At 71.7% G+C, this 13624-nt stretch carries 19 protein-coding genes and 1 tRNA gene; 3 read left to right on the top strand and 17 right to left on the bottom strand.

Annotated elements, in window-relative coordinates; all coding sequences use genetic code 11:
* Positions 1-31 precede the first annotated feature (31 nt).
* The 10 genes from EV383_RS28260 to EV383_RS28305 all read right to left on the bottom strand — a co-directional run bounded on the left by EV383_RS28260 (position 32) and on the right by EV383_RS28305 (position 6226).
* Positions 32-913: a hypothetical protein gene (locus EV383_RS28260; RefSeq protein ID WP_130292839.1), complete on the bottom strand. Its 882-nt coding sequence runs from the start codon at positions 911-913 to the stop codon at positions 32-34.
* Positions 910-1602 (bottom strand): hypothetical protein, encoded by a 693-nt coding sequence (locus EV383_RS28265; protein ID WP_130292841.1) that lies wholly within the window; start codon positions 1600-1602, stop codon positions 910-912. Before EV383_RS28265 ends, EV383_RS28260 begins: the two co-directional genes overlap by 4 nt.
* On the bottom strand, positions 1599-2219 hold the full coding sequence (locus tag EV383_RS28270) for a hypothetical protein (protein WP_130292843.1): 621 nt from the start codon (positions 2217-2219) through the stop codon (positions 1599-1601). Before EV383_RS28270 ends, EV383_RS28265 begins: the two co-directional genes overlap by 4 nt.
* Complete coding sequence (locus EV383_RS28275; protein WP_242623346.1) at positions 2216-4120, bottom strand: type IV secretory system conjugative DNA transfer family protein; 1905 nt, start codon at positions 4118-4120, stop codon at positions 2216-2218. The genes EV383_RS28270 and EV383_RS28275 overlap by 4 nt, the downstream gene beginning before the upstream one ends.
* Complete coding sequence (locus EV383_RS28280) at positions 4096-4629, bottom strand: hypothetical protein (protein ID WP_130292845.1); 534 nt, start codon at positions 4627-4629, stop codon at positions 4096-4098. The genes EV383_RS28275 and EV383_RS28280 overlap by 25 nt, the downstream gene beginning before the upstream one ends.
* The gene (locus EV383_RS33275; protein WP_130292848.1) at positions 4629-5081 is read right to left on the bottom strand and encodes a WhiB family transcriptional regulator; all 453 of its coding nucleotides are present in this window, start codon (positions 5079-5081) and stop codon (positions 4629-4631) included. The genes EV383_RS28280 and EV383_RS33275 overlap by 1 nt, the downstream gene beginning before the upstream one ends.
* 101 nt (positions 5082-5182) lie before the next feature.
* The gene (locus tag EV383_RS28290; protein ID WP_130292851.1) at positions 5183-5536 is read right to left on the bottom strand and encodes a hypothetical protein; all 354 of its coding nucleotides are present in this window, start codon (positions 5534-5536) and stop codon (positions 5183-5185) included.
* A complete protein-coding gene (locus tag EV383_RS28295) occupies positions 5533-5727 on the bottom strand; it encodes a hypothetical protein (RefSeq protein WP_130292853.1) in 195 nt (64 codons plus the stop codon). Before EV383_RS28295 ends, EV383_RS28290 begins: the two co-directional genes overlap by 4 nt.
* Positions 5724-5969, bottom strand: coding sequence for a hypothetical protein (locus EV383_RS28300; protein ID WP_130292856.1), 246 nt, complete (start codon positions 5967-5969; stop codon positions 5724-5726). The genes EV383_RS28295 and EV383_RS28300 overlap by 4 nt, the downstream gene beginning before the upstream one ends.
* Positions 5969-6226, bottom strand: a complete 258-nt coding sequence (locus EV383_RS28305) for a helix-turn-helix domain-containing protein (RefSeq protein ID WP_130292859.1) — start codon at positions 6224-6226, stop codon at positions 5969-5971. Before EV383_RS28305 ends, EV383_RS28300 begins: the two co-directional genes overlap by 1 nt.
* A 175-nt stretch (positions 6227-6401) precedes the next feature.
* Here EV383_RS28305 and EV383_RS28310 point away from each other — a divergent pair, with 175 nt between their 5' ends.
* A complete protein-coding gene (locus EV383_RS28310; protein WP_130292861.1) occupies positions 6402-6758 on the top strand; it encodes a helix-turn-helix domain-containing protein in 357 nt (118 codons plus the stop codon).
* Positions 6759-6962: 204 nt separating this feature from the next.
* The gene (locus EV383_RS28315; protein ID WP_130292863.1) at positions 6963-8333 is read left to right on the top strand and encodes an NsdA family TPR-like regulatory protein; all 1371 of its coding nucleotides are present in this window, start codon (positions 6963-6965) and stop codon (positions 8331-8333) included.
* On the opposite strand, the gene cutA is transcribed toward EV383_RS28315, so the two are convergent.
* The 7 genes from cutA to EV383_RS28350 form a co-directional block, all read right to left on the bottom strand.
* Complete coding sequence (gene cutA / locus EV383_RS28320; protein WP_130292865.1) at positions 8289-8609, bottom strand: divalent-cation tolerance protein CutA; 321 nt, start codon at positions 8607-8609, stop codon at positions 8289-8291. The genes EV383_RS28315 and cutA overlap by 45 nt on opposite strands.
* Positions 8610-8636: 27 nt before the next feature.
* Complete coding sequence (locus tag EV383_RS28325; RefSeq protein WP_165438532.1) at positions 8637-9578, bottom strand: ImmA/IrrE family metallo-endopeptidase; 942 nt, start codon at positions 9576-9578, stop codon at positions 8637-8639.
* Positions 9571-9930, bottom strand: coding sequence for a hypothetical protein (locus tag EV383_RS28330; protein ID WP_130292869.1), 360 nt, complete (start codon positions 9928-9930; stop codon positions 9571-9573). The genes EV383_RS28325 and EV383_RS28330 overlap by 8 nt, the downstream gene beginning before the upstream one ends.
* A complete protein-coding gene (locus EV383_RS33225) occupies positions 9923-10210 on the bottom strand; it encodes a colicin E3/pyocin S6 family cytotoxin (RefSeq protein ID WP_130292871.1) in 288 nt (95 codons plus the stop codon). The genes EV383_RS28330 and EV383_RS33225 overlap by 8 nt, the downstream gene beginning before the upstream one ends.
* 24 nt (positions 10211-10234) lie before the next feature.
* Positions 10235-11548 carry a tyrosine-type recombinase/integrase gene (locus tag EV383_RS28340; RefSeq protein WP_130292873.1) on the bottom strand — a complete coding sequence of 438 codons (1314 nt, stop codon included), beginning with the start codon at positions 11546-11548 and terminating at the stop codon, positions 10235-10237.
* A 90-nt stretch (positions 11549-11638) separates the two neighbouring features.
* Positions 11639-11713 (bottom strand) — tRNA-Thr (locus EV383_RS28345).
* Positions 11714-11751: 38 nt separating this feature from the next.
* Positions 11752-12030 carry a hypothetical protein gene (locus EV383_RS28350; RefSeq protein ID WP_130292875.1) on the bottom strand — a complete coding sequence of 93 codons (279 nt, stop codon included), beginning with the start codon at positions 12028-12030 and terminating at the stop codon, positions 11752-11754.
* A 136-nt stretch (positions 12031-12166) separates the two neighbouring features.
* Here EV383_RS28350 and EV383_RS28355 point away from each other — a divergent pair, with 136 nt between their 5' ends.
* Positions 12167-13612 carry a threonine/serine exporter family protein gene (locus tag EV383_RS28355; protein ID WP_242623347.1) on the top strand — a complete coding sequence of 482 codons (1446 nt, stop codon included), beginning with the start codon at positions 12167-12169 and terminating at the stop codon, positions 13610-13612.
* Positions 13613-13624 lie beyond the last annotated feature (12 nt).

Below are 13624 nucleotides of genomic sequence, written 5' to 3' on the forward strand. Positions count from 1 at the left end.
TCGGTCGCGGTCGCCTTCTCGCTGTCGGTGCTCATCGGGTGGTCCTGTTCTGGGGCTCGTCGGGGACGAGGTGCAGGCCGTTCGAGGCCTGCGGTGGGGTGTCGCGGAGCTGTCGCAGGGCTCGGGCGGCAGTGCCCCGGCCGACGTCGGCCAGCTCCTCCAGCTCGCGCACCGTCGGGAGGGCGCCGTGGCGCTCGCAGTGGGTGAGGGCGGTGGTGCGGGCGCGCTCCTGCGCGCCCGCACCCGATCCGCCCGTCCCACCGGGCCCCAGCCGGTCCGAGTGGACGGCGGGGCGCGGGGCCGGGTGGGACACCGGCCGCGGCGGGCCGGGAATGACCGGTCCGTCCAGCGCGGGTGGGACACCCGTCCCGTGTCCCACCGTGTCCGGGCGTTCCACCGGTGTCCGGTCGGACGGCGGGACGGTGATGGTCGCCCGGACCCGCGGTCCGGCCGCGCGATCCGGCTCGGCCGGGTCCCGGTCGGCCGCCGGGTCGTCGATGCGGGTCTCGGCGAGGAGGTAGAGCAGGTGCGCGACGACGGCGGCCGCGATGGCGGGCCACGCCCCGACGCCGAACCGCAGCGCGGCGTTGACGGCCAGCTCCCCGCCCGCGGTGACCGAGTCGGAGGCGAGGTAGACCGCCTGCGCGAGCCCCGACAGCCCGGCCGAGACGATCACCACCGACCAGGCGTAGCGGGCCGCCGACCCGGACAGCCTGGCCGTGGCGGTGTAGGCGACCAGCGCGAGACCGTCGGTGATCAGCGGGTAGATCCAGGCGATCCCGGCCGGGACCCGCGCGGCGAGCGCGACCTCGAACAGGCCGTGCGCCGTCGCGACCGCCGCACCGAGGGCGACCGCCAGGCCGGGCAGCCAGATCGCGGCGCGACCGGCCCGGGCGGTGCTGCGTGCGGTCATCGCAGCGCACCCCCGATCGCCCCGGGCACCGCTCGGTCGTCGGCGGGTGGCTCGGGCGGTGCCTGCTCCCGCCCGGTCGCCCACCAGCCGACGATCAGCTCGGTGTGCCGGATCCCGGGCACCGGCGCGGCGGCCCCGGGCGGGGCTCCCCAACCGGGCCGGGTCTGGTGCGCCTCGATCGAGCACGACCCGACGCTCCTACGGAGCCGGTTGATCACGCCGGGGCGCTGGCGGTCGTGCCAGTCCCCGGCGAGCTGCACCGAGGCGTCCGGGCCCTGGTAGGCGGCGCACCAGGCGTGCATGAGCCACAGCAGTTCCTCGACGACGTCGGAGTGCCAGGCCCAGCACTCCGGGACGACGGCGGCGCCGTCGGGGTAGCGCAGGAACACCCGGCGTAGCCACTCGGTCAGCTCGTCGAGCAGCTGCGCGACCTTCTCCGTCTCGGTCGGGGCGAGCAGCCACGACGGCGCAGGAGCCGGGCGGCGGCGGGCCGCCAGGGTCGCGAGGGACTGTGCGGTCTCGGCGACGACCTTGGCCAGCTCGTCGATCCGGCCGTCGACCGGGCCGAGCATGTCCAGGCGGCGGGTCAGGTCGTCGACCTGCCGGGCCAGCCCGACGACGGCCGTGCCGGTCGCGGACCCGTCGTCGGGCCGCTCCGCGCGGGGCTCGGGGTGCGGGGGCGTGTTCATCGGCTCCACCCCCCGTCGTCGGTGGCGGAGTCGGTCGACCGGTCCGGTGCGGGCGGGTCGCGGTGGTCCAGGTCGTCGGCGACGGCCTCGGCCTGGGTCGCGCGGACGAGGTCCGAGACGCGGCGCATCTCGGTGTCGGTCAGCGGGCGGACACCGCCCGGGGCGGTCTCGTCCGGGGTGAACCACATCCCGCCCGTCGAGTCGTGGTCGTCCGCGTACTTCGCCTCGATTGCGGCGTCCCGGTAGGGAGCGTTGATCATGTCCTCGACTCGGCGGAGGTCCATCTCGGTCGCGGTCCGGTCGTCGTCCGGGTCGTCGTGGACGTGGGCGGTCGCGTCGAGGTGCGCCTGGTGCGCGGCGTCGTGGCCGCCGGTGAACCAGCCGTCGGGGTCGGCCTGCTGCTCCATCTCCGCGCGCAGGCGACGCATGGCGCCGTCGTACTCGCGCTGCTCGCGCATCTGGTCTCCGATCAGGTCCAGCAGCCGGTCGCGGTCGGCCTCGTAGCGGGCGATCTCGTCGTCGTGCACAGCTCCGGCGGTGCGCGCGGTGAGGAGGGCGCGAAGGCGCTCCTCCAGCGCGACGACGTCGGACTCGGTGACCTGCGGTCGCTGTCTCATCGGTCTGCCTCCCCATCGGTGCCCGGCCGCGGGGCGGCAGGGGTGTGCAGAGACTGGTCGTGGATGACGGCCAGCTCGCGGAACATCGCGTTTGCGTCCCGACGCCGCTCGTGGCGCTCGGCGAACCGGTCCGGCCACCACGTGGCCAGGACCGAGAGCGCGGCCTGGGCGAGGTCGTCGCGCCACATCCGCAGCTCGTCGAGCTGGAGCGCGCGGGCCGCGCGGGTGTCGACCCGGCGGGCGTCGCGGCCGTGGGCGCGGACGTCGCGACGGGTCCAGGCCATGCGGGCCCGGCCGATCACCGGGGCGATCCCGCGGCGGATCACCACCACCCGCCCTGCGGGCAGGTTCGCAATCTGCGCCGGCGCCAGCACCGGCACCTTCCGCACCGACCTCGACGCGACCCGGCCGTGCTCGTCCGTGGTCGAGACCCGCTCGTCCCGCTCCCCGGCGAGGGTGGACCAGAACTCCAGGTCCGCCTTATCCCTCGTCCCACCGAAGATCATCACCGCGGCGGTGTTGTTCAAGATGGTCGCCGCCTTGTGCTCGCCCCAGCGGGCCAGGAGCTGGGCGCGGGACTGGAACGCGCACAGGATCGTCACCCCACGACCACCCATGTCCGCCGTCCACGACTCCAGCGGCACAGGGCTGATCAGGGCGGCCTCGTCCAGGAACAGTCCGAGCGGCGGGTCCAGCCGCCCGGCCGGTTGTCCGGCGGCGAGCCGTCGGGCCTCGCGGGCGATGTGCCCGGTCAGCGCGCACACCAGGGGTGCGGTCTGCGCCTCCTCGGCGCCGAGCAGGAACACCGTCGCCCGCCCGTCCAGCAGCCGGGCGACGTCGAACCCCTCCCCCGGCTCGGCCGCCGCAGCCGCGGCCGGGTGGGTCAGCCACCCCAACGCAGGCATCACCGAGGACGTGATCGAGGACCGGGTGCGCTCGTTCGTGGTGATGAACTGCATCACGTCCTGCTCGAACGCCGTCACCCCCGACCGACGCAACAGTGCGGGCACCTCGCGGCCGGCCGAATCCGGGTCGGCCACCCAGCCCAGGACGTCGGTCATCCGCTTGTGCCCGAGCGCGGCGGCGTGCAGCAGCGCGGCGAGGACGCGGCGGGCCTGACCGTCCCAGAACTCCCGATCCCCACCCGACCCACTGGCGACCGCGGCGAGCATGTCCGTCGCCCGCTCCGTGGCCGTGACGGGGTCGGTGCAGCCGGTCAGCGGATCGAACGTGATCGTCGACGCCCGGTCCCCGAGCCCGGCAGGGTTGAACACGAACACCTCACCCCGCGACTGCCGGCGCAGCGGCGCACACAGGTCCAGCAGGTCGGTGCGGGTCGAGGTCACCAGCGCGGCACCCGGGGCGTCGAGGACGCGCCCGGCGAGCCAACCGGTCTTGCCGGTGCGGGGGCCGCCGACGACGATCACGACGTCCTCGACCAGCGCCCACACCCGCAACGCGCCGGTACGGCACAGCTCGACCGCGGCCTCGCTGGTCGCGAGCCGAGCCCGCTGCCACCGCGACAGAGCGGCCAGGGACGGGCGCACGGTGCCGGTCCGACGCCGCACCGCGAAGGTCCCGGCGTGCCGGACGATGTCCAGCGACGAGGCCACGCCGACCTTGCGGCGCGACCGGGCCGCCCACCGCGACACGGTCGCCGAGGAGCGCGACCACCGGTGCCACACGATCACCCCGGCCAGCCCCGTCACGGCGAGCAGGGCAGGCCAGGACAGGGCCGTGACGATCGTCGCCGCCGGGAGCAGCGCGACCAGGGCGAGGCCAGCTGCCAGGGCCCGTGCCCCGCGAGCCCAGGCAAGCAGGGCGCCCGCGGCGAACATAGCGAGCACGAGCGCGGTGGAGCTGAACAGGATCTCCATCAGTGCTCCCACCCCTCGTTCCACGCCTGCACCTCGGCGGCGTGACGGGCACAGCCCTTGGCGTGGCCGTCCTCGCTATTGGCTGGGTTGCCCTCGAACTGGCCGTGGTCGGTCACCAGGCCGTCGCAGGTCGAGCAGCGCCAGTACGCGGACGGCGTCCGGAACGAGCGCACCCCGTCCGGCTCCGGGTCCGGGACCCGACCGCAGACCAGCCAGTCGAACGCCGCCTCCCCCACCGGCCGGTACTCCCCTGACGACAGATCGAGCGCAGCGCCGACCTCGTCCCACGACCGGCCCGCCGCACGAGCGGCGCGGGCGTACTCGTAGAGCTGCCCCTCGGCGACGGTGCGCATCAACAACGCCGCACGGATCCCGGCGAACGGATCGTCGAGCTTCCGATCGGTGAACACTGTGAACCCGGGGATCGGGACCTCGGTCTCGGTCGAACCGAACGCCTCGACCGCGATCCGCCGGAGCAGCTCGCGGATCCGGCCGGACGCCGCGGTCGTCGGGGAGATGTCGAACGCGGCCATCACCGACCACCACCCGCGACGACGGCACCGGCCGCGGCCCAGCGGTCGACGGTCCGACGGGTCACGCCGAGGACACGGGCGATGTCGTCCCGGTCGACGCCCGCGGCGAGGGCGGCGCGGCCGGCAGAGATGACCGGCGCCCGGTCGGTGCGCAGCACCGGCGCGGGAGCGACGGCGGGGCGCAGCTCGGCGCGACGGGCCCGGCGGGTCGTCGCCCGACGGGCACGGCGGCGCTCGTTCTCTGTCAGCCCACCGGCGACACCGTGCGGGAGGTCGTCGATCGCCCAGTCCCGGCACGCGGCCTGCACCGGGCAGCGGCGGCAGACCCGCCTGGCGCGGGCCACCTGCCGGTCGTACGCGGCGCCGCTCTCCGCGGTCGGGAAGAACATCTCCGGGTCCACCGACCGGCACGCCGCGCGGGCGCGCCACCGGTCGTCGTCTCGCTCTACCATCGTTTCCTCTCCGGCCTTCTGCTGATGTGCGGTGAGAGCGGCCCGGCGGCTGTGTCCCGCCAAGAACCCGTCGCCGGGCCGTCCCAGGTGGTGTGCTCGTGTCATGGCCGCGCTCCGCTCGGCCGGACCCGGCGCGGCGCCGGGAACAAGCCGGCCGCGGAGTCCTCGGCGGCGCGGCGCTCGTCGTCGCTCGGCGTCTCGGTCCGGACCCGGATGCCCGGCACCTCTCCGGCCAGGTGCGCCAGCCAGGACGGCAGCGGCCGGTTCTCCAGCAGCGACAGCGCGACCACGTGCGACGGGCACCCTGGCCGGGTCGGGCTCACCGCCCACCGGCACGTCGGGCACCGGCCCGCGCTCTGCGCGCTGTGGTCGACGAGGACCTGCAACCGGATCGTCCGACCGGTGACCTCGGCGAGCCTCAGGTCGAGATCGCCCAGCCGCACCGCCCCGGTCACTGGAGCACCTCGACCGGCTCGGGAACCCGGCCCCGGTCGTCCGGGCACAGCACCGACCCGTCGCGGTGCGAGAACTCCGGCGGACGTCCGGCCCGGTCGGGCCACCCCGTCGGCGGCTCCCCCGCCACCGGGTGCCCGCAGCCCGGGCAGACCAGCGCGGACAGCTCGACCCGCTGGGCCGCGGCCGTCACCCCGCACCGCCCTCGGTCGCGGCGTGCTCGGCCGGGGTCCGGTTCAGCGCGGGCGTCGCCGCCTGGTCGAACGCCGACATGAACGTCGCGACCGCTCCCGGCACGCCCTGCCCGACCGGCGTCGCCACGAACACCACCGCCGCGACCACCGTGAAGAACGCCGCCCCCGCCGCCGACCGCGCCTTCGCGCAGATGAACGCGCCCGCGACGAGGACCAGCAGCACCACTCCGACGCCGCCCATCAGACGGCGCTCCCACGCTGCGCCGGCGCCCACCCGGACGTGTCGACGACCGTCTGCTCGGCCACCGCCAGGTCCGCGATCGCATCGATCGCCTTCGCCGGGACGATCAGCCGCCCCCGGACCTTCACGGCCGGGAACTCCCCCGCCGCGATCGCCCGGTAGACCGTCATCGTCGACATCCCGAACATCGCCGCAACCTGCGCGACGCTGTAGAACCGCGGCGCCGCCGCCACGGCCACCGGCTCCTGCTTGCTCATCGACTGCCCCTTCCTCTCGATCCGCTGTGCGCTAACAATAGCACCAATATTAGCTGCTAATACTAGTCTCATCGTGTAGCTGAGCAGGTCGTCGCACCTGGGCGGACCTGCGACCGCTAGCCTCGGCACCGAAATCAGCAGGTCCGTACCTACTGAGGCACTGAGGAAGGTCTGCGTGGCCAAGGACTGGGACGCCGTCGCCGAGGCGATCAAGACGCGTCTGGCCGAGCTCGACATGACCCAGGCCGAACTCGCGACCCGCGCGGGCGTCGCCCTGATGACCGTCCGCGAGCTGCAGCACAACCTCACGCCCCGCCGACGCAGCCCTCGCACCCTCGCCGCCGTCTCCGAGGCGTTGGGGTGGCCAGGCGACCACATCGCCCGGATCCTCGACGGCGACCAGGTCGCCGACCCCGACGCCGACGACCCCGTCCTCGTCGAGCTGGACGCTCTCAGGGCGGACGTGAGCGCTCTCGTTCGACGGATCGATGCCATCGAGCGTCGGCTAGGTCCCGACGCCGGCGACGCCTGAGCCGCTCGATCCGCTCGGCCATCTCGCAGGTCAGCTCGCGCAGTTCTGCGAACTCGGCCCGGGGCTCCCGTGGCTGTGGTGCACTGCTGTTCATGCCGTCGACGATGGTGAATCTCGGCGGAACAAAGCAGGTCAGAACCCTGGTAGCGCAGGGCATTCGCCCGGCAGACTGGGCTCTGCGAGCGATCGGGGGTGGCCGTCGGCGTGGATCAGAACAGCAGCGACGAACCCTGGGGTCATCAGCTCCGGCGCTGGCGTGACGAAGTACAGCGCTGGTCGCAGCAGGACCTCGTGGACCACGTGGTGCGGTTGGCGTTCACGACGAACGAGGAGCGCGGCACCAAGCTCGACGTCCGGCTCGTCGGCCGCTGGGAAACCGGCTCCGTACAACGACCTCAGGCCGTCTACCGACGGCTGCTCGACCAGCTCGGCGCCCCCGTCCCGTCGGCCCGGCGAGTGCCCGCCGTCACCCGGCCTGTCGCGGATATGCCGGGTGGATGCCCTGCTCCTGCCGAGCCCGTCTCCGTAGCGTCGACACCGTCCGATCGGGACTCCGACGCCTGGGACGGTGACAGTTCAGTGCTGCGACGCGACTTCCTCCGAGCGAGCGGCTCGCTCGCGCTCTCCGGCCTCCTTGGAAGCGTGCTCGGAGACACCAGCTCGAACGCCACGACGATCGACGTCGCCACCGACCTGTCGAACCGGCTCACCAGCCTGCGCCGCCTCGACGACACCCTCGGCGGCGCTGACACCTACCGCCTCTACAACGCCGAGGCCGAACTCTCCGCGCGGATCCTCCAGGGCGGCACCGCGGGCGAGGTCGTACAGCGCGCGCTCCTGGCCGTGCACGCCGAGCAGTCGCAGCAGGCCGGCTGGGCCGCATTCGACGCCGGATGGCACGACCTGGCCCGCGAGCACTTCCGTCGCAGCCACGCCGCCGCCCTCGAGTCCGGCGACCCCGGCCTGGCTGGGAACGCACTCGCCTTCCACGCCTACCAGCTCATCGCCCTCGGCAAGCCTGCACGAACGATCTCGGAGAAGTCGGTCCAGGCCGCCGGCCAGGACGGCGTCGACCCCGGCGTCCGCGCCCTGCTCTACTCCCGCGCCGCCTGGACATTCGCCCTCGACGGCGACGCCGACACCACCGCCCGCTGCCTCGGCCTCGCTGAGGAGGCCCACGCCGTCGCCGAAGCCCGCACCCCGGACTACGCCGCGTGGATCGACGCAGACGAGCTGGCCATCATGACCGGCCGCTGCTGGTCCGAACTCCGCCGACCGCTCCGCGCCGTCCCCGTCCTGGAGAGCGCGCTGGGTCGGTACAGCGACGCGCACGCCCGCGACAAGGCGCTCTACTCCTCGTGGCTGGCGCAGAGCTACGCCGACGCCGGGGAGGTCGAGCAGGCCGCCGAGACGATCACGGCCAGCCTGCGGGTGATGGGCAACGTGGCCTCGGTGCGACCGCGGCAGCGGCTCGCCGAGGTCGCCGCGCGGCTCGGGCAGCACCACGGCGACGTCCCAGCCGTGCGGGAGCTACTTCGCGGTGACGCGCTCCACCCACTCGACGTACGCCACTGACGCACGAGCGATCGGTACCGCCGTCACCTCGGGGTTCTGCCACTTGTGGTGCTCGATGAGGTGCGCCTCCAGTTCGTCGTAGCGAGCGGCGGTGGTCTTGAACGAGACCACCCACTCCTCGCCCTCGCCGAACTCACCGGCATGCCAGAAGACCGAACCAACCGGCCCTGCAACTTGACTACCTGCCGCCAGGCCAGACGAAATCACCGAACGCGCAAGAACAATTGCGGCGGCGCGGCTGGGTACCGCCGTCGAGACGGACAAGAGATCGGCCATGCCCGACAGCATAGGCGACGACTGGAACTACTGACTTCGACCGTTGGCCTTGTCCTTCTCTGCGATCTCGTACACACGAACCAAGAGCAGTTCCTCGAAGGTGGGGTCCGCCAGGAGTGGTTGCAAATCTGGATCTGACTGCATATGCAACTTCAAGACACCCAACATCTGACCGAGACTCATGCGATCACGACGCCCGAGCTTTCCGCCGATAACGCTGTTGATTGCCTTATCCGTAGGACGCCCCGGTCGCAGCTCGCGCCCATAGCGCGAGACAATCTCCGCTAGCAGCTGAGCCGACGATGCAGATCCACGCGGCGGAAGCGAGGTGTCGATGTGCTGAAACCACCACACCTGCTTACCATTTAGATCAATCTTGCCACTACGGAAGCTGGACGCCACCAGCGATTCCACCGGTTTACGTCCACCTGACAGAACGATTGGAGTCCCGCTCGACCGGAACAGCTTGGGCGAGAGCGCATCCCCTTGATGCAGGGCGAACGTGTACCCACTCGGAAGGTAGTCCACCAGTGAGATCAATCCGGCGTGGGCGCTAACGTCGCAGTACGCGACGCCTTGAAGCCAATCCGCGACATTCAATGACTCAGTCACTAGCCGCTTCATGTAGCGATCCGGCATCAGCACTCGAGATGCGAATTCGTTTGCCTCCCGCTCCCGCACACCAAGCGCAGAGTACGCAGAATTATCGATGTGGCACGACTCAAGCGACTCCGTATGCCATGGAATCGAAATATGACCCCACTCATGGGCCGCCGTGAATCGCTTACGTCTCGACGGCTGGTTCATGCGCAGAAACGCCCGTGGACGCCCCGGGTGGGACAGACCCAGAACAAGACCATCTACCGACTGTTCCCAGACCAAGTGCTCTACATCCGCGACACCTTCAAGGAGTGCGAGAACATCCACAGGAGGTGTAAGATCGTACCGCTCAACGAGCGTGTCAGCCAACTTCCGGGAACTCATCCGAACCGATTCGCCCCGTCTGCTTTAGCCAAGCAAATAGACTTAGTGCTTCCTTGTCACTAGTGGCCCTTGCCGCCAGTGCATAGCTCGCCGCTGACTGCATATCTGCGATAGGTCGACCCTGATACCTTGCTGCGACGATTGTCCTTAGAGAACTCGGGCGCTCAGCCCACAATTGATATTCGAAGCGACTCAACCCAAGGAAGTCATGCAGCTCCAAGGGATTCCCCCTCGGTGCGCCATCAGCTTCATGCCAGACATCGACCCAGTCATCAATGTCGTCAAGCAGCGCTGCGCCAGCGAGGCAGGCGTCGATGAAAGTCTGCGCCTCAGACATCGATCCTCCTCCCAGGAACTGGCGGACCTATCATCGCACCTGTGAAGGCGTCAAGTACACCCAGGTGGCGCCCTCGCTTGTTAAAGAGTTCGATGTGCCCGTGCTGGCGGTCCCAGGTGTAGAGCCGTGGTTCGTCCCTGGAGCGCCAGCGCTGACTTCCGTGCACGAATCCGAGGTACTCGACATCGCCACTCTTGAGATAGCAGCCTTCGGGTATCGGCACGGGTGACGGAGGCGGCCAGTCATCTGGGCGCAATCCGTGCGATACCTCATCTGGCACGGGCGCAGTCTACGAGTGGCGGTTTCAGACCCGCCTCACCCGGTCGCCCTCTGCGCCGCCACGATCAGGGCGCGGCCTCGTTGCAGAGGGTCGCCTCGGCATCCGGCTGGCGAGCCCTCCAGCGGCCCGCTGGTCGGCCTCGGAGATCCACGCCGAGTAGACCCGCAGGGTCGTCACCCCACCCCCACCGTGCCCCAGGCGGCCGGCGACGGTGCGGATGTCCACCCCCGCCGCGATCAGCTCCGTCGCCGAGTAGTGCCGCAGCTTGTGCAGCGTCGTCTCGATCCCCAGCCGCCGCGCGAGGCGCTCGTACCGCTGCGTCACCGTGTCCGGCTTCAGGAACTCCGACCCGTCCGGGCTCGACGAGAAGACGAACCCGTCTGCCCGCAGCTCGACGCCCAACGCGGCGGCGACCCGTTGCTGCTCGGCGCGGTGTTCCCGGAGCATCTCGACCGTCTCCGCGTCGAGCGCGATCCGGCGCTGCTGGTGCGTCTTGAGGTCCGCCAGCTCGGGCCGCCCGTCGGCGCCCTTCCGCACGGCCTCCCGGATCCACACGACGGCGCGGTCCGCGTCGTCGATCTCCAGCAGGTGCCAGCGCAGCGCGCAAAGCTCGCCGCGCCGCATCCCCGTCGTCGTGATCAGCCACAGGAGGGCACCCCACGCCGGGTCTTTGTCCCACGCCTCGGTGAGGATGCGCGCCGCCTGGGCGGGCGTCGGCGGCCGCGGGTTCGGCGGTTTCGCCGCCGGCGGCTCGCCCTCGGCGATCGGGTTGACCGCGACCCACCGCCAGCGGACGGCCCGACGGAACGCACCGGACAGCACGTAGTGCACCGCCCGCACCGCGGACACGCCGAGCGGCCGGCACCGGTGCGGCCGGCACCGGTCGTCGCACTCGTGGTCGCCGTCGGTCCGGTGGTCGACCCCGCCGCGGCCCGTACAGTGCTTCCGGCACCGGCGCAGCTCGGCGTAGAGCGAGTCCAGGATCTCCGCGTCGACCTGCCCGACGGCGACGCGGCCGATCAGCGGGCCGATGTGGTTGCGGGCGAGGCCCTCGTAGTACCGCAGGGTGTTCGGCGAGCCGTCGAACTGCGCGAGGTAGCGCTCCAGCAGCTCCGCGACGGTCGCGCGGGTCCTCGGATTCCGGCGCTCGGCGACCTCGGCGACGAGCCGGGCCCGGACCGCTTCCGCTTCCCGCTCGGCGTTGCGGCCGGCCGGGACCTGCTCGGTCAGGTAGTGCCGACGACCGGTGACCGGATCGATGCCGGCGTACACCCGGACCCGCAGCGCGCCGCTCGGTAGCGTCTCAACGCTGCCCTTCGCCCGTCTGTTCGACGCCATGAGACGAGCGTAAGTCTCACTCGCACCATGATTGATGCCACGAAGTCTGTCTTGTCGATCAAGAGAACGAGCGAACACACTGGTCGGACGTGGAGCCGGAGGTCGGGATCGAACCGACGACCTACCGCTTACAAGGCGGTTGCTCTACCACTGAGCTACACCGGCGGGTGTCACCGACGAGGACGCCGGCGCGTACAGACTAGTCAGCTCCGCAGGAGAGCGAGGACGCTCCCCGCGACCATCACGACCACGAACCCCGCCCCACCCACGACGATCAGGGCTCGGGTCGAGGCCGGGACCGTCCCGGTCGTCGCCACCGAACCGGCCGCGAGCATGTTCCCCACCCCGAGAAGTGCCACCAGCAGGCCACCCAGGAAGTTCGCACTCACGATCAACGCCGCGGCCGCGAGAAGGACGACGATCCCGGTCAGGCGCAGTCTCCGGGCGCGCTTGCGCCACGGGACGGGGCGCGTGGCTGTCATCGCGCGACGGTAGCGGAGTGGGTGCGGTGCCCACGGCGGTGTGAGACCCGCCCGTCCCCGCACGCCGCGACGGAGCCGGGTCCTAGCCTGGACGCGGCGCACGCGACCACCGTCGCGGAGCGCCGGAGAGAAGGGGGTGGTCCGTACCGTGGCCGACGAGTCGCACCCGGCCGACCGGTTCAGCCGGCGGTTGCGCGGGGCGCTGCGACGGGACGCGAAACGCCTGCTCACGCCCGGGCCCTCCACCGTCCCGATGCTCATGCTGGGGCCTCAGGTCCCGGACGACGCGCAGGTCCAGCAGGTGCTCGACCTCTGCATGCGGGTCGGGGAGATCCAGCTCTCCAGCGGCGAGAGCGTGGACGAGGTCACCGCGACGATGCTGCGGCTGGCCAACGCTGCCGGGCTGCCCGCCGTCGACGTCGACATCACGTTCACCTCGATCACGATGTGCTGCCACCGCGGCAACGCCGCACAGCCGGTGACGTCGATGCGGCTGGTCCGCTACCGCGCGCTCGACCTCTCGCGCCTGGCCGTGACCGACCGGATCGTCGCCGACCTCGAGGCCGGCAAGCTCGACGTGCGCGCGGCGTCGGCGAGGGTCTCCGACGTCGTCAACGCCCGTCACCCCTACCCGCGGTGGGTCGCCACGTTCGGCTGGGCCGGGCTGGCCGCGTCGATCGCCCTGCTGCTCGGTGGCGGCGCGATCACGGCGGCCGCGGCGTTCGTGACGACGGCGGTGATCGACCGGATCGGGCGGCTGCTGAACCGGTGGGGGCTGGCCGCGTTCTTCCAGCAGACGATCGGCGGACTGCTCGTCACGGTGTCGACGATCGGCCTGATCTCGCTCGACTTCTTCCCGGCCGGCACCCGGCCGTCCTACATCGTGGCCGCAGGGATCACGGTGCTGCTGTCCGGGCTCAGCGTGGTCTCGACCGTGCAGGACGCGCTGACCAGCTACTACCTGACGTCGGCGGCGCGGATCGTGGAGATCGCGCTGCTGTCGGCGGGGCTGCTGACCGGCGTCGTCGTCGGCCTGAAGTTCGGCTTCGCGGTCGGGGTGAGCATCGAGGTCTCCGGTGACCTGCCGTCGAGCGCCGCGCGGTTCAGCCTGTCGACGCTGGCCGGTGCGACGTCGGCGATGTTCTACGCGCTCGCCGGCTACTCGCCGCTGCGCTCGCTGCCGGTGGCGGGCATCGTCGGCGCCGCGAGCTGGGCTGTCTTCGGCGCGCTGAGCCAGTTCACCGACCTGGGACCGATCACCTCGACCGGGATCGCGGCGCTCGTGGTGGGTCTCGCCGCCGGTGTGCTGCGCCGGGGCGGGAACACCCCGCCGATGGTGATCACGCTGGCCGGCGTCACGCCGCTGCTGCCCGGTCTGGCCGCCTACCGCGGCTTCTACCAGCTGGCCGTCGAGGGCGTGGCCGAAGGACTCGTGACGGTCACCCTCGCCCTGGCCACCGGTCTCGCGCTGGCCGCGGGGGTTGCGTTGGGGGAGTTCGTGACCCGTCCGCGGCGGGCACCTCAGGAGAGACCGACCGATACCACGGCCGAGACCCCGGCCCCCGCCGCCGAATCACAGTAGGGTCACGGGCGC

This window comes from Pseudonocardia sediminis (genome assembly GCF_004217185.1).
GTDB classification, from domain to species: domain Bacteria; phylum Actinomycetota; class Actinomycetes; order Mycobacteriales; family Pseudonocardiaceae; genus Pseudonocardia; species Pseudonocardia sediminis.

What these genes read in the sequence shown, in the direction of transcription:
- EV383_RS28260 (WP_130292839.1), bottom strand. Translation starts at nt 913, where the DNA reads ATGACCGCACGCAGCACCGCCCGGGCCGGTCGCGCCGCGATCTGGCTG.
- EV383_RS28265 (WP_130292841.1), bottom strand. Translation starts at nt 1,602, where the DNA reads ATGAACACGCCCCCGCACCCCGAGCCCCGCGCGGAGCGGCCCGACGAC.
- EV383_RS28270 (WP_130292843.1), bottom strand. Translation starts at nt 2,219, where the DNA reads ATGAGACAGCGACCGCAGGTCACCGAGTCCGACGTCGTCGCGCTGGAG.
- EV383_RS28280 (WP_130292845.1), bottom strand. Translation starts at nt 4,629, where the DNA reads ATGGCCGCGTTCGACATCTCCCCGACGACCGCGGCGTCCGGCCGGATC.
- EV383_RS33275 (WP_130292848.1), bottom strand. Translation starts at nt 5,081, where the DNA reads ATGGTAGAGCGAGACGACGACCGGTGGCGCGCCCGCGCGGCGTGCCGG.
- EV383_RS28300 (WP_130292856.1), bottom strand. Translation starts at nt 5,969, where the DNA reads ATGGGCGGCGTCGGAGTGGTGCTGCTGGTCCTCGTCGCGGGCGCGTTC.
- EV383_RS28305 (WP_130292859.1), bottom strand. Translation starts at nt 6,226, where the DNA reads ATGAGCAAGCAGGAGCCGGTGGCCGTGGCGGCGGCGCCGCGGTTCTAC.
- cutA (WP_130292865.1), bottom strand. Translation starts at nt 8,609, where the DNA reads ATGGCCGATCTCTTGTCCGTCTCGACGGCGGTACCCAGCCGCGCCGCC.
- EV383_RS28330 (WP_130292869.1), bottom strand. Translation starts at nt 9,930, where the DNA reads ATGTCTGAGGCGCAGACTTTCATCGACGCCTGCCTCGCTGGCGCAGCG.
- EV383_RS28340 (WP_130292873.1), bottom strand. Translation starts at nt 11,548, where the DNA reads ATGGCGTCGAACAGACGGGCGAAGGGCAGCGTTGAGACGCTACCGAGC.
- EV383_RS28350 (WP_130292875.1), bottom strand. Translation starts at nt 12,030, where the DNA reads ATGACAGCCACGCGCCCCGTCCCGTGGCGCAAGCGCGCCCGGAGACTG.